Source organism: Rhodoferax ferrireducens, assembly GCF_031458075.1.
GTDB classification, from domain to species: Bacteria; Pseudomonadota; Gammaproteobacteria; order Burkholderiales; family Burkholderiaceae_C; genus Rhodoferax_B; species Rhodoferax_B ferrireducens_A.
Window position 1 is genome coordinate 134,863 of sequence record NZ_JAVDXT010000001.1, and the last position, 13,734, is coordinate 148,596.

The 13,734-nt window shown below is 58.2% G+C and carries 13 protein-coding genes and 1 tRNA gene; 7 read left to right on the forward strand and 7 right to left on the reverse strand.

The features are described from left to right. Nucleotides 1–354 precede the first annotated feature (354 nt). The 7 genes from J2X19_RS00650 to J2X19_RS00680 all read left to right on the forward strand — a co-directional run bounded on the left by J2X19_RS00650 (nucleotide 355) and on the right by J2X19_RS00680 (nucleotide 6,311). Nucleotides 355–2,031: a GIY-YIG nuclease family protein gene (locus tag J2X19_RS00650; protein ID WP_310369716.1), complete on the forward strand. Its 1,677-nt coding sequence runs from the start codon at nucleotides 355–357 to the stop codon at nucleotides 2,029–2,031. Between the two features lie 21 nt (nucleotides 2,032–2,052). After that, nucleotides 2,053–2,850 (forward strand): hypothetical protein, encoded by a 798-nt coding sequence (locus J2X19_RS00655; RefSeq protein ID WP_310369719.1) that lies wholly within the window; start codon nucleotides 2,053–2,055, stop codon nucleotides 2,848–2,850. A gap of 50 nt (nucleotides 2,851–2,900) precedes the next feature. Continuing rightward, complete coding sequence (locus J2X19_RS00660) at nucleotides 2,901–3,518, forward strand: AAA family ATPase (protein WP_310369721.1); 618 nt, start codon at nucleotides 2,901–2,903, stop codon at nucleotides 3,516–3,518. Beyond that, nucleotides 3,515–3,661 (forward strand): hypothetical protein, encoded by a 147-nt coding sequence (locus J2X19_RS00665; RefSeq protein ID WP_310369723.1) that lies wholly within the window; start codon nucleotides 3,515–3,517, stop codon nucleotides 3,659–3,661. The genes J2X19_RS00660 and J2X19_RS00665 overlap by 4 nt, the downstream gene beginning before the upstream one ends. A 114-nt stretch (nucleotides 3,662–3,775) precedes the next feature. Then, on the forward strand, nucleotides 3,776–4,276 hold the full coding sequence (locus J2X19_RS00670) for a hypothetical protein (RefSeq protein WP_310369725.1): 501 nt from the start codon (nucleotides 3,776–3,778) through the stop codon (nucleotides 4,274–4,276). A gap of 191 nt (nucleotides 4,277–4,467) precedes the next feature. Beyond that, nucleotides 4,468–4,773: a hypothetical protein gene (locus tag J2X19_RS00675; RefSeq protein ID WP_310369727.1), complete on the forward strand. Its 306-nt coding sequence runs from the start codon at nucleotides 4,468–4,470 to the stop codon at nucleotides 4,771–4,773. A 1,259-nt stretch (nucleotides 4,774–6,032) separates the two neighbouring features. Then, entirely contained in the window at nucleotides 6,033–6,311 is a 279-nt protein-coding gene (locus J2X19_RS00680; RefSeq protein ID WP_310369728.1) for a hypothetical protein, read from the forward strand. Nucleotides 6,312–6,348: 37 nt separating this feature from the next. Here the strand turns inward: J2X19_RS00680 and J2X19_RS00685 are convergent, their stop codons facing one another. From J2X19_RS00685 to prfB, 7 genes are all read right to left on the reverse strand, one after another. Beyond that, nucleotides 6,349–6,690: an STAS-like domain-containing protein gene (locus J2X19_RS00685; RefSeq protein WP_310369730.1), complete on the reverse strand. Its 342-nt coding sequence runs from the start codon at nucleotides 6,688–6,690 to the stop codon at nucleotides 6,349–6,351. A gap of 83 nt (nucleotides 6,691–6,773) precedes the next feature. After that, nucleotides 6,774–7,742, reverse strand: coding sequence for an ATP-binding protein (locus tag J2X19_RS00690; RefSeq protein WP_310369732.1), 969 nt, complete (start codon nucleotides 7,740–7,742; stop codon nucleotides 6,774–6,776). A 375-nt stretch (nucleotides 7,743–8,117) separates the two neighbouring features. Further along, nucleotides 8,118–8,193: transfer RNA gene (locus J2X19_RS00695), tRNA-Thr, on the reverse strand. A 14-nt stretch (nucleotides 8,194–8,207) separates the two neighbouring features. Further along, nucleotides 8,208–9,215, reverse strand: coding sequence for a class 1 fructose-bisphosphatase (locus tag J2X19_RS00700; RefSeq protein ID WP_116605787.1), 1,008 nt, complete (start codon nucleotides 9,213–9,215; stop codon nucleotides 8,208–8,210). Nucleotides 9,216–9,227: 12 nt separating this feature from the next. Next, nucleotides 9,228–11,921: an aminopeptidase N gene (gene pepN, locus J2X19_RS00705; RefSeq protein ID WP_310369734.1), complete on the reverse strand. Its 2,694-nt coding sequence runs from the start codon at nucleotides 11,919–11,921 to the stop codon at nucleotides 9,228–9,230. After that, entirely contained in the window at nucleotides 11,911–12,600 is a 690-nt protein-coding gene (locus J2X19_RS00710; protein ID WP_310369735.1) for an HAD family hydrolase, read from the reverse strand. The genes pepN and J2X19_RS00710 overlap by 11 nt, the downstream gene beginning before the upstream one ends. Then, nucleotides 12,600–13,704, reverse strand: a protein-coding gene (prfB, locus tag J2X19_RS00715; RefSeq protein ID WP_116605790.1) for a peptide chain release factor 2 whose coding sequence is annotated in 2 segments (ribosomal slippage) — nucleotides 12,600–13,622 and nucleotides 13,624–13,704 — 1,104 coding nt in all. Because the reading frame shifts where the segments join, the coding sequence is not laid out codon by codon here. Before prfB ends, J2X19_RS00710 begins: the two co-directional genes overlap by 1 nt. Nucleotides 13,705–13,734 lie beyond the last annotated feature (30 nt).

The following is a 13,734-nucleotide window of genomic DNA, read 5'->3' on the forward strand; positions in this document are numbered from 1 at the left end:
CGTACCGGTTCAAACGACCGCTGCTGCTCGCCCCCGTCAGACTCATGCCGATCCGTTGCAGTCGCCCGCCCACTGTCGCGGCTGCTAGCTCATTTGGTGAGCTAGCTCGCCTGTACGATCACTTCGTCCACCACTCTGAAGACTGAAGAACCGCAAATGAATGGGAACAACTCCCCGCTTGAGCACCCATCCTCCACAGTATTCAGCTTCGCGCTCGGCATCACGAAAACGGTATCCCTCGCCTTGCTTTCGCGTTGGCTCCAGCGCCGTACGAAGCGTGATGCCGACGACGATGTGCGCTTCCGTTAATGAATTCACGCTGCCCCCCAAATCCTTGGTCTGCGAGGCGCAGGGATGGCAATCATTGCGCAAAAATCGAGCAATAAATCAATAAATCGAGAAATAGCAGTGAACGGCAAAGACGACTTCAATGTCGATGACGAATCGACCCCCGCCATTCCGGAAGCGAACGAAACCACGTTGCTCGCCCTCCCCCCGCTGGCCAACACGATTGTCGATACCGCGATCGACAACATGACCCGCAAGCTCATCGCGGGTTATCGCAACAAGTCCGTCGCCAAACCGAATGCGAAGAAGGTCGACGTCGGTGCGGAGGCGGTGGAGACCGTGAAGGCCACCTCCGCCCAATCGGTGATGGACGTCGCCAACCGCGGTCAGGCCTGGAAGGAGCTGATCACGAAGAGCCTGACGGCTGGGATCTCTTCTATTGCGACGATGCAATTCGACGGCAGCTTCACGATCAAGGACGGCGTCCCGGATCAGGACTTCAAAGGCCTGCCCAATACGCCCGGCGTGTATGTGGTGTTCGATCAAGGCAATCCGCCCAAGCCTGTCTACGTCGGTGACAGCGGCAAGATGCAGAAGCGGTGGCATGCCGGGCACCTCAATGAACACAAGCAAGGCCAGCGCAGCTTCAGCCCCTACAAGCTGGATGAAGAGCTGTCCAAGGGATGCGCCGTCAAGTTCATCCAAATGGACTCCGTGGAAAGCGCCGCGGCGCTGGAGGCGCACCTGATCAAGGAGAACTTCTCTGATTTCAAGGACGTCGCCAAGAAGCTGGGCAGCGTCGAGAGGCCGTTGTCTGAGGAAAAGAGCAAGGAGCGTACCGAGGCGCTTGAGCAGGGCATGCTGAAGAATCAGCGCGAGGAGTTGGCCACCGAGCAAGGCAAGCGGTCCAACATCGAAGCGAAGAAGATGAAGGATCGGCTGGAGAACACAACAGAACTGCTGAAGGGTGCGGCCGGCGAGGCGTTTAAGAACGCTGGATTCGATGTCCTCCATCGCGTGACGACTGCCGCCATCAAGGCGGTCAGGGACGAATTGGTCGACATCTTTCATCCGCAAGGCGCACCGACACGCCTCGTCGTGCGCATCCGCCGCGTGCTGAAGAAACTGATCGCGGTGATCAAGGGCTTCTTCGACAAGCCCATGCAGTTGGCGCACGGCATCGTCCAGTTCATCGTGAACGCGCTGTCGAAGTCCATCAGCCAAATCTTCAACCTGGCCAACAACATCTTCGATCTCGCAAGCAACGCCTGGAATCTGTACCATGGTGCGGACACCTTGTCGCGCGAGGAGCTGGTCCGCAAGATCAGTGAAACCGTGATAGTAAGCGGCTCGCTCGTGCTGTGGGACGGACTGGACCCGGTCATCGAAGCCAAGCTTACGCCCTTCGCTGGCATCTTCGCGCCTTATCTGTCCTCGATGATTGTCGCGATCGGATTCGGCATTTCCAGCCACTACCTGCAACGCATCGTCAACACGGCCATCGATGCCGTCATCGCCTTCAAGATGGGTCTGCAGGAATCGCTCAACGCCGCCAAGGCTGCCTGCGCGCAGTTGATCAGTAATGCGGAGCGAGAGCTTGCATTGATGTCCGACCTTCGGGAGTACCTGATCAGCTCGAAGGAGCTGATGACGGAACTTCAGGCGCATACCGCCGCGCTGTCAAGTCACCAAGCCATCGAGGCGCAAACCGCGCCCGTCCTTCTTCTTCGCCGCCGGAACTGATTCATCATGCAAGCTATGTCGATGACCGCATTGGTCCGAATCGAGTCTACGGGTTCACTCGTCGCAGGCTCCCACGACCTTCAGCGGAGGGACGAACAGGCGCTGGCGGAATTCTCGACCGATCTGGAAGCAGCGCTCCGCGATCTGGAAGCGTCCGTCGAGGCGCGTGAGCTGGCTGGCGCGAAAGTAGCAAAGCTCAAGGAAACACTTAATGGCCGGAACTGGTGGGGTACGCTGAAATCCAGCTTCAGCGGTGAGGCCGACAAGGACCTGGCCACGATGGTGGAAGATCTGGGCTCGAGCCTCGGACTGACCCAAAGCGCCTTGCGCGTAATTTTGAAAGTCCAGACCGAGAAGAACCGGATGTTGCGCGGCTTCAGCGATGCGTTGGTCAATAAGATCCTCAAGGTCCAGCAGGACACACACACGCTGAACGGCAATCAGAAGGAGGCCGCCCTGAATTTCCTGCAGGAACTGCAGACGCAGATCGACGAACAGATCCGCCAGCAGGATCTGGTCGACAGCCACGAGGCGGCACTTCTGGAGCACGCGCAATGGCGTCATGGTCAGGACCAAGCGCATGCGGAGCTTGTGATCCGCATCGACCGGGTGCGGGCCGTGGCGCTGGGTGCTCAACAGCGCGTGGCAGCCCTCGAAGCGGAAGTTGCCGAGATCTCCGCGCTGCGTCAGCAGCTTGGCGCGCTGGCATCGGAGAACCAGCGCCTGCGCTCACCGAAGGCCGTGCTGTTGCGCAATTTGCTGTCCCTGGCCGCGTCGCTGATCGCGGTCGTCGCCCTGTTCATGGCTAGGAGGGGTTGAAGCCCAGCCGGTATCCCAACAGCCATCCGGCTTGAAGCAGCAGTAGTGGTGTGCCAGCTTACCTGCTTGAGCATGAACTGGCTGCGATTTTCCGTCTCCACGTGCCAACGGAGGCAGGACTCGACATCGCGGCGATGATTGATTTGATGATCAGGCAGGGTTACACGCATCGTCGGCCGTCCTCCGCATCGACTTGGCGCCGAATAATGCTAGGTCAGAATACCGCGCCGAGCGAAACCCCTTTGCAACTGGCCGGTGTGGTTGGCGGCCTGTCAGGGGTGGGTAAATCCAATGCTATTGAGCGAGCGCTTCGTCTTAAGTGCCAGGTCGTCATCCACGAGGCATTTCCTGGCTTGGTCGGCCCAGTGAAACAGATGGTCTGGCTAAAGGTAGACGTGCCGGAGTCGGGTCGAGTGGGCGATTTGGCGGAAATGCTGTGCCTTGCCACCGATCAGATTTTAGGAACTTCTTACAGGAAAGATATGCTCAGCGGCCGCAGTCGGCCGGCTCCGGCAATGGCTCGGGAGTGGCTAGCCAAAGTTGCATGTTATTTCCCTGGCATTGTCGTACTAGACGAAATCCAAAACTTGTTCAAGATAGAAACCAAGGCGGTACGCCAAGTTGCTCGTAGTCGTCACGATCCACGACCAACCTTGACTCCACATTGAAGCTCAACAAAACACTGTCGGAGATCCAGAACCAGTTGTTGGCGATGCCGGTTGCGCTGGTGCTTGTTGGCGGACAGATGGCACCGGACACAGGCCTGAGCATCAAGAATCTGGTGATTTGGTTAAGGTTGATAAGCTGTTGATTTCCACCCAGAAGTGACCCACTGGGGGTCAGGTTTGCGTGGAAATTAACACCAGGTATATTGTTCACGTCAGACCGGCATTCAGGTCAACAACACCTTCGATAGGAACGGACAATGAGCAATGCGACCGACCGAAGTGAGCGACGGGAGGAAATCAAGCTCCGGCTTGAATACGCCAAGCTGATTGTTTCTCTTGTGGGAGTGGTCGCAATCGCGTTTGCAGGACTTCAATGGAAGCTATCAAATCGGAATGCGACCGAGGCAGCATACGAACACATTGCTTCCGAATGGAATAGTCATTTGAGCGCACTGGTCGAAAGGTCAGAGCTGCGCCCGTATTTCGCTGAGTCCAAACCGCTCCCGGTCGACCCGAAGGAGCGGCAGGCTGTGCTGGCAATGGCCGATGTTCGCCTTGACAAGATGGATGCGATCCTAACTTTTGCGGCGATTCAAGAAGCCAGTTCAGATATCGCCGGATGGAGGCAGACCTTTGCCGATTCATTCCGATCCAGTGCCGTTCTCTGCGATCGTTTCAGTGCAACCCAAACTCAGTACGGCCTTCTTGTTCCAGTAGGCCAGTCGGCATGCCGCGGAGCGAAAGGAACTACCCGTTAGGTTCGGTGTCTGGCGAAGGCGTGTCGGTATTGCTGCGTCACTAACGAGTGTCGGCTATGCGAGAGCGGACCTAGATCGGTTAGGCTCCCGCCACATGTCCGACCAGAAGACCCGCAACAATCACTATGTGCCGCAGTGGTATCAGCGCGGCTTCCTTGCGCCTAACCAGTCGCGCCTGTTCTATCTGAATTTTGGACCCGGATCGCAAAGCCCTACCGGATGGCCGCGAGGTCCTTCGCACGGCGCTGCATAAATGGGGAACAAAGAACTGCTTCGTCGAGTTCGACCTTTACACGACGCAATTCGGACCAATCATCAATGACGAGGTAGAGAAGCGTCTGTTCGGCGTCATCGACGACCAGGGTGCCAAGGCCGTGCGCGCACTCTTAGCCGGCGACCACACCGAAATGCACGAGACCTTTCAGGACTTTTTCGAGCACATGACCTCCCGCGAGGCGCTGCACGAACTACCGGAATGCCGGTATTTACGGGCCTAGTTGGCTACCCAGCGGCGCCAGAATTGGGCCAGGTGCCTGCCGGTTTGGTTGCTGGCCAAATCCGGGGGACTTGGCGCAAGGCTACCGCACCGACCCGTCACTTCAATGCTTGAAGCTCAGCCGTGCGTTTTGCTGTCGCGTCGGTTTGGCATGCATACATAGCAGGAACGCGCTTGATCCCTGTAAGGCCTCGCCGGACTTGTCAGACGTACATTCCGATTTACGGCTTTTGACCCATACCCGTTCAATATGAACCTTGCGACTTTGTGAGTAGAAACGAACAAATTGGCCTGTCTATTTCTCTTGCGGGCGAGGCTAGTTGATAGAAAAGTGTAACAGTGCAAGCCTCAAGAACTTTATTTTCTGATGTCAGTGAGCTCATCCAACGTAAGCAGCTAGATACGTACCGGGGAGAATCCGTTGCAAACCCGCATGGTTGCTGGTGATGGAGGCGAAAGCCGAGGTCTGGCGCGACCTGCCGGGCAACTAGTACGCGTCAGGCGTTATAAAACCTCGCAAGAAAAGTCCTTGTCCGCATTGGACACTACCGGTAGTGGCTTGAATTGATTTCAGACCCTATATATAGTGGCGGCATTCCACAACGCAAAAAGCCAGGGCTGCAACCCTGGCTTCCGCGCCCTAGCAGTTCGACCTGATCGGGGACTTTCTAAACATATCTGTCAAGAGCCTATATGTTGCCATGAAAGTTGGGGATAGATCAGGTTATTTACCCTAACGGCTTAGGCCAGAAAGACGCCAAAATCATGGCAACTAGAACCATTACTATGCCCCGCGACGCGAAAACCGGGCAGATTGTTACACCGAGATATGCAAAGTCTCACCCGTCTACCACGACGATTGAGCGCCGCACGGTTGTGACACCTCCGCCATCTGGGGGGAAGAAGGGGAAGTAATTTCTCTTCCTGGATAAGGGCCGGGCGTCTGCCAAGGCATCCGGCCTTTTTTACATTTCTTTTGCTCAATTCGGCACGGTATCGGTATCGTTCTCTGGATCAAACCGGGTGCGCGGCTCAGGGACCAATTTCACCAAGAGCGACAGCCTGCCGGCGTCAGCGAGCGAATCCTCAATTTTGTGAGCCAGTCGCTTTGTCTGTTCGTACACAGCCCAGAAGATCTAGCGCAGAACGTGATACCGGGTTTGAAAGCGAGTGAGGTAGTCATTACCAGAGACGGCTTACCTTTTTGGTCTTGATGTAAAAGTATGAGTAAACCCGCACAATGGGCTTTTGGAGAAAATTATGAGCAGTGATGCACTTGACGAAGCTAGAGAGCGCCGACAGCTGGTGTTGGTCGCCTCAGAACTGGGCATATCAATGGAGGAGCTAGACCAATTGGAGTTCGCACTTGATGAAGACTCGAGTGACGACGGTTTAGTCTATTCGGTGACGGTACGTTTTGAGGAAGGAAATCCTCCAGACATCATGAGCAAAATCCGAGGCCTGGACAGCGGCAACTATGTGTATCTGAACGCGGGACTGTTTGACGAATCCAATGAATCGGACGAGTCCGAAGAATAAAAGCCGTAAAAAAGCCCGCTATGGGCGGGCGTATCAGTTAGTGAAATACTGGTCTGCTAGCTGATTTTTCCTCATCATGCTGTCGCGCGCGGTCAGATATAACAAATCTGATGACGGCCTTCATGTCGTCGGAACAACCGCGAAATTTAACCAACTCTAATACAGACCTACCATGATGCAGAACTACAACACCAATCAATTCATCGACAAATGACTGGGTCGCCTCTACCCCTGCAAAGTCCAGAACGATCACCTTGCCAAGTTCAATAGAAGTCTCAATTTGCTGACGGTAAGGGATGGCGGCAGGCCGAGTGCCCAGGCTTCGTGGGCTAGAAATCGGCCCAAACATAGCAGGGTGTAATGAAAGCTCGGTCAACATAGGATGCTCCTGAGACTTCGTAAAACCGTTCAAACGGTGGGACGCTTATCACTCTATCAGACAATCGATAGCTCACTCAATTGTTACAGAAAAGATATGTCAACGTCAGTGTCTTCGGGAGGTAGCAACTCACGCACTCGAATCGAAGGCAGTAGGCCTCGCTTGCAAACTAGTCCAATCGAAACGCCTTGCCAATAGGCATCATCAGTCCAAATGCCGCTGCGCCCTTCCGAAGACATCACAAAAGCGTCTCCGGAGGCAATAGTTAAACTGCCATGAGCAGATTTTGCAATTTTTGCTGTTGTTGTTAAACCGACCCCTTGATTTCCATGTGTGTTATATAAATTACCGTTTCTGTTGCAACTCACGCGAGATATTAGAGCCGTGTTTATCGCTGCCACATGGGTCCGCTCGGGAAGTTTGGGATGATTTTTGAGCGTTGCTAGCATCCCGCAGCCGTTATCGACTACAGACATTTTTACGGTCCCATTTCCCCTGTAAAACTGGGCGGCGACCCAGACTTGTGCTCGCTGATTGTCTTGCTGTCGTGCATGTGTCAATGCGTTATCCAAGAGCTCAGAGAGCGAGTAAAAGATGGGGTGTTTGAATCGTCCGAACTGACCTGGCTCTGCGGCGTCCACGGCGTTTGGGTCAGCATTGGTTAACGTGCCAGTTATAGCATCCGCTAAACGGTTAGCTGCGGCGTCGCTATCTGCATAGCTCTCCACACAAGTCAATTCAGTTAAGCCGCTGCGTTGATCGTTGCGTCCGTTTTGAGGAATTTCCACACCATCCACATCAAAATGGTTGAAGAAATCCATTCTAGACATGTAGCTGGCAACGCTTGTTCTCAGCCAATGGATGGATATTTTCTTTGATGGGTGTCGGGAGAAAAGAGCCGCCAAAATTGTGAAGCCCTGAGGGTCAATTGAGCTAACTTCAGAGGCATCCAGGATTACATGTAAATCGTCTGTCCTATCTATAGCTGTGCAGATGGAAAATAAGCGGCCGAGATGTTGGCTCCCCACCGATGGTGGTAATTCGATTTCCATGTGATGAGTGTGTTGTAGAGCGCGGCCTCAATTGGCGATGCAGCTTTGCATTCTAGACAGGCATGTTGCTCGTCCACGTTCATGCGTCGCAGCCGAGCAGTTCCTCCGATACGAGCAGTCAATTTGGCGGTGCCGCGCCGCTTACTGGCTGACCAGGGCACCTCGGCGTTAGGGCGTCTCGCGCGTATTTGAATTTCCCGCGTGTCCAGTTGTCTTGCTGCGGGGCTGAGTCGCAATTACATGTCTATTGAACGAAATAACTCAGCTCTTCGGCGAGGGTGCGAAAACATGCCCCGCCGGCTACATGGTGGCTACATGAACCCAAAAAAGCAAAAGCCCGCTATCTTTTGAATAGCGGGCTTTTCTTATTTCATGTGGTGCCGGAGAGATGAATCGAACACCCGACCTTCTCATTACGAATGAGCTGCTCTACCGACTGAGCTACACCGGCACATTAGCCTCAGATTATAGCTTGGAGAAGTAGCTGCCTACTTTTTCCACTTCATTTTTTGATCCCAGCACCACGCTGACGCGTTCATGCAGCTTTTGCGGCACGATGTCCAGGATGCGCTGGGTGCCGGTGCTGGCGGCGCCGCCGGCCTGTTCGACCAGCCAGCCCATGGGGTTGGCTTCGTACATCAGGCGCAGTTTGCCGGGCTTGCCGGGTTCGCGCTTGTCCCAAGGGTAGAGGAAGATGCCGCCGCGGGTCAGGATGCGGTGCACGTCGGTCACCATGCTGGCGATCCAGCGCATATTGAAGTCCTTGCCGCGTGGGCCTTCCGTGCCTTGCAGGCAGTCGTCAATATAGTTTTTCACCGGGGTATCCCAGTGGCGCATATTGCTCATGTTGATGGCGAATTCCTGGGTGTCGGCCGGGATCTGGACGTTTTCCTGCGTCAGGAAGAACGAGCCTTGTTCGCGGTCCAGGGTGAACATGGCGACACCATTGCCTACCGTCAGCACCAACGTGGTTTGCGGGCCGTAGAGGCAGTAGCCTGCGGCGACCTGGTTCTTGCCGGGCTGGAAGAAGTCTTGCTCGACCACGGCGGCATCGCTTGGCGGCTTCTTCAGCACGCTGAAGATGGTGCCGATGCTGACGTTCACATCGATGTTGCTGGAGCCGTCCAGTGGGTCAAACAGCAGCAGGTATTCGCCCTGCGGGTAGCCGTTGGGCACGGCATGGATTTCTTCCATTTCTTCCGAGGCCATGGCCGCCAGGTGGCCGCCCCATTCGTTGGCTTCGATCAGTACTTCGTTGGCAATGATGTCCAGCTTCTTCTGGATTTCACCCTGCACGTTTTCCGAGTCGGCCGTGCCGAGCACGCCGCCGAGTGCGCCTTTGTTGACCGCATGGCTGATGCCTTTGCAGGCACGGGCCACGACTTCGATCAGCAGGCGCAGCTGCGACGGGATCAGGCCGTCAACGCGTTGCTGCTCGACGAGGTAGCGGGTGAGGGATATGTTTTGGGACATGGGATTCCTTGTTTAGTCGGCCAGTGCGCGGGAGACTACCTCGCGCACGTCGTTGCTTAGGTCGGTCTTGGCGGCTACCCGCACCAGCGCTTCGCGGGCAGCGCTGCGGTAGGGTTCGGCCAGGTTCTTCCAGCGGTCCAGGGCGCGCGCCAGGCGGGCGGCCACCTGCGGGTTGATGCCGTCGAGCTCGATCACGCGTTCGCTCCAGAACACATAGCCTGCGGCGTCGCGGCGGTGGAAGGCGCCGGGGTTCGCACTGCAATAGCTGAACACCACGCTGCGCGCACGGTTCGGATTGCGCAGGCTGAAGTCGGGGTGCTTCATCAGCTGGCGCACCGCCGGCAGGATGTTGCCATCGCGGTCGGTGGCGCCGGCTTGCAGGGCAAACCATTTGTCCAGCACCAGGGCTTCGTCCTTGAACAGTGCATGGAAGCGCGGCAGCGCCTGCGCGGCCAGCGGATGGCCGCTGGAGACCAGCGCGGCCAGCGCGTTGAAGCGGTCGGTCATATTGCCCGCGTCCTTGAAGCGCTGGTAGGCCTTGCCGGGCCAGACCACATCGCCACTGGTCTGCGCGGCCAGGCACAGCTGGCTCAAGGCCATGCCGGTCAGTGCGCGGCGGCCGCTGGACAGTGGGTCGGGGCGGTAGGCACCGGTGTCGCCGTAGGTCTCGTAGGCCCAGGCCCAGTCGTTGGCGAGGGCTTGCGCGAGCTGGCTGCGCATGGCTTCGCGCACCGCGTGGATGCGCTGCGGGTCGACTACGTTCAGCTGTTCGGCCAGGTAGGTTTCGGATGGCAGGGTCAGCACCAGCTCTTTGAATGCGGCATCCAGATCTGGATGGCGCAGCACGCTGCGCATCGCTTCAATATAGGCATCGTTTAGCGGTTTGACGCCGGATATATCTGCGTCACCAGCTATTAATGTAATAGCGGATCGCACGGCTAGGCGTTGGCCGGCTTCCCAGCGGTTGAAGGCGTCGGTATCAAAAGCCAGCAGGGTCAGCAGCTGGGCGTCGGTGTAGTCGTACACCAGCACCACCGGGGCCGAGAAGCCGCGCAGGATGCTGGGCACGGGCTCGGCGTCCAGGTTGACGAAGGTCAGCGTTTGCGTTGCTTCGGTCATCACGAAGGTGTAGGGCGCGCTCAGGGTCGAACCGTCAGCGCTCTGCAACGGCAGCGCGCTGCCATCCTGCGCCAGCAGGCCCAGGCCGATAGGGATCACGAACGGCTCTTTGGTGGCCTGGCCGGGCGTGGGCGCACAGGTTTGCGACAGGGTCAGGCTGTAGCTGCGCGACGCCGCGTCGTAGTGGCCCACGGCCTGCACGCGCGGCGTACCGGCCTGGCTGTACCAGCGCTTGAACTGCGGCAGCAGGCGTGCCAGCTCCGACTGCGGATTCGCGTCGGCAATCGCCTGGGCGAAGTCGTCGCAGGTCACGGCCTGGCCGTCGAAGCGCTCGAAATACAGCGTCATGCCCTTGGCAAAGCCGTCGCGGCCCACCAAGGTCTGCATCATGCGCACCACTTCCGCACCTTTTTCGTAGATGGTGACGGTGTAGAAGTTGTTGATCTCGATATAGCTGTCGGGCCGCACCGGGTGGGCCATCGGGCCCGCATCTTCGGGGAACTGGGCGGTGCGCAACACGCGCACGTCTTCGATGCGCTTGACGGCCTTGGCCGAGGGGTCGCGGCACAGGTCCAGGCTGAATTCCTGGTCGCGGAAGACCGTCAGGCCTTCCTTCAGGCTCAGCTGGAACCAGTCGCGGCAGGTGACGCGGTTGCCGCTCCAGTTGTGGAAGTACTCGTGGCCGACCACCGACTCGATGTTCGCGTAGTCGGTATCGGTGGCCGTGGCCTGGTTCGCCAACACGTACTTGGTGTTGAAGATGTTCAGACCCTTGTTTTCCATCGCGCCCATGTTGAAGTCGCTGGTGGCGACGATCATGAAGCGCTCCAGGTCCAGCGGCAGGCCGAAGCGGGCTTCGTCCCAGGCGATCGAGGCCATCAGGGAGTGCATCGCGTGTTCGGTCTTGTCCAGGTCGCCGGGGCGCACAAACACCTGCAGCAAATGGTCTTTGCCGTTGCGCGCGCTGATGCGCTGCTCGCGGCTGACCAGCTGGCCGGCCACCAGGGCGAACAGGTAGCTGGGCTTGCGGAACGGGTCTTCCCACTTGGCAAAGTGGCGGCCATCGTCCAGCGGGCCGTGGTCGACCAGGTTGCCGTTGCTTAGCAGTACCGGGTACTTGGCTTTGTCGGCGCGCAGGGTCACGGTATAGGTGGCCATCACGTCCGGGCGGTCCAGGAAGTAGGTGATGCGGCGAAAGCCCTCGGCCTCGCACTGGGTGAAGAAGGTGTCGTTGCTGACGAACAAGCCCATCAGTTTGGTGTTCTTGGCCGGCGCGCAGGTGGTGAAGATTTCCAGGTCAAAGGCGCCGTCTTCAACGCCAGGCAGGCTTTCCAGCACCAGCTGGTTGCCCTCGATCTTGAACGAAGCGCCCTGGCCGTTGACCAGTACGCGCGCCAGGTTCAGCTCTTCGCCGTCCAGGCGCAGCGCCTGGGCCGGCACATCCGGGTTGCGGCGCATGCGCATCTTGTTGAGCACGCGGGTTTTGGCCGGGTCCAGGTCGAAGCAGAGCTCGACCGTGTCGATCCAGAAAGCCGGCGCGGTGTAGTCGGCCCGGTGGATGGCTGTCGCCTGTCCTTCACGATACATGGAGGTTCCCCAGAAAGTTCGATTGCAAGAGTTCGTCGTAATTGCGCACGCAGGTGATCACGTGCGGCCCGGCCAGCTCTTCGGGTGTATTGGTGGTGCAGATGCCGACCGCACGCATGCCGGCCCGGCGAGCAGCTTCTATGCCAAAAGGCGCATCTTCGAAGACGATACAGTGCTTTGGCGCAATGCCCACGCGCTCTGCTGCTGCTAAAAATATAGCGGGCGTAGGCTTGCCGCTGAGGCCCTCATCGCCACGGGCGATAGCGTCGGGCGGCGGCGCCATATTCAGATGGCCGAGGGCGAATTCCACGTTGTGGATGTCGCCCGCCGTGCCCACGCCAACCTTCAGGCCGCGCGTCCGGGTGGCGGCGTAGAAGGCGCTGAAGCCGGCCACTTCCTTGAAGATGGGGCCGAAGATGTCGCGGTACAGGCGCTCCTTCTCGTGCACCAGCTCCCAGGCCAGGGCGTCGTCCATATCCGGTTGGTCCAGCAGCAGGCGCACGCATTCCAGGCCGGTGCGGCCGGTGGTGCGGCGCATCAGCTCGTCGATGTCCATGCGAATACCGTGCTTCTGGGCAAAGTCCTGCCAGGTGGAGGCATGGTGCGGCATGGAGTCGATCATGGTGCCGTCCATGTCGAAGATCAGGGCCTTGGTGGGCTGCGCGAAAAGAGCTTGCATTAAACGCCTTGTTTCAGAGAGGCTTCGATGAAGATGTCCAGGTCGCCGTCCAGCACCTTTTGCGTGGCCGAGACTTCGACATTGGTGCGCAGGTCCTTGATACGGCTGTTGTCCAGCACGTAGCTGCGGATCTGGTGACCCCAGCCCACATCGGTCTTGGTGTCTTCCAGCTTTTGCTGCGCTTCCTGTTGCTTGCGCAGCTCGAAGTCGTACAGGCGGCTACGCAGGCGCTTCCAGGCCACGTCGCGGTTGCTGTGCTGACTGCGGCCGTCCTGGCATTGCACCACGATGCCGGTCGGGATGTGCGTCAGACGCACGGCCGAGTCGGTCTTGTTGATGTGCTGGCCGCCGGCGCCGGATGCGCGGAAGGTGTCGGTGCGCACGTCGCTGGGGTTGATTTCGATCTCGATCGAGTCGTCGATCTCGGGGTAGACGAACACGCTGGCAAAGCTGGTGTGGCGGCCGCCCGACGAGTCAAACGGCGATTTGCGCACCAGGCGGTGCACGCCGGTTTCGGTGCGCAGCAGGCCGAACGCGTATTCGCCCTCGATCTTGATGGTCGCGCCCTTGATGCCGGCGGTGTCGCCGTCGGTCAGGTCTTCCACGGTGGCGGTAAAGCCCTTGCGTTCGGCGTAGCGCAGGTACTGGCGCAGCAGCATGCTGGCCCAGTCGCAGGCTTCGGTGCCGCCGGCGCCGGCCTGGATGTCCAGGAAGCAGGGCAGGGGGTCGGCCGGCTGGTTGAACATGCGGCGGAATTCCAGCGCTTCGACCTCCGTGGCCAAGCCCGCGGTCTCGGTCTCGATGGTGAGCAGGCCGTCTTCGTCGCCTTCTTCCTTGGACATCTCGAACAACTCGGTGTTGTCGGCCAGCTCACGGGTGAGCTTTTCCAGCGCCAGCACCACGCCGTCGAGCAGTTTCTTCTCTTTGCCCAGTTCCTGGGCCTTCTTTGGGTCGTTCCAGACGCTGGGGTCTTCTAGCGATGCATTGACGGTGCGCAGGCGCTCGGCTTTGGCATCGACGTCAAAGATACCTCCGTAAATCTTCGGTACGCACGCTCAGGCTGCTAAGTTGGTTGCCAATGGTGTTGATGCGTTCTGCTTCCATGAGAGTCTTTCTTGAGTGCACTGGCCGGCT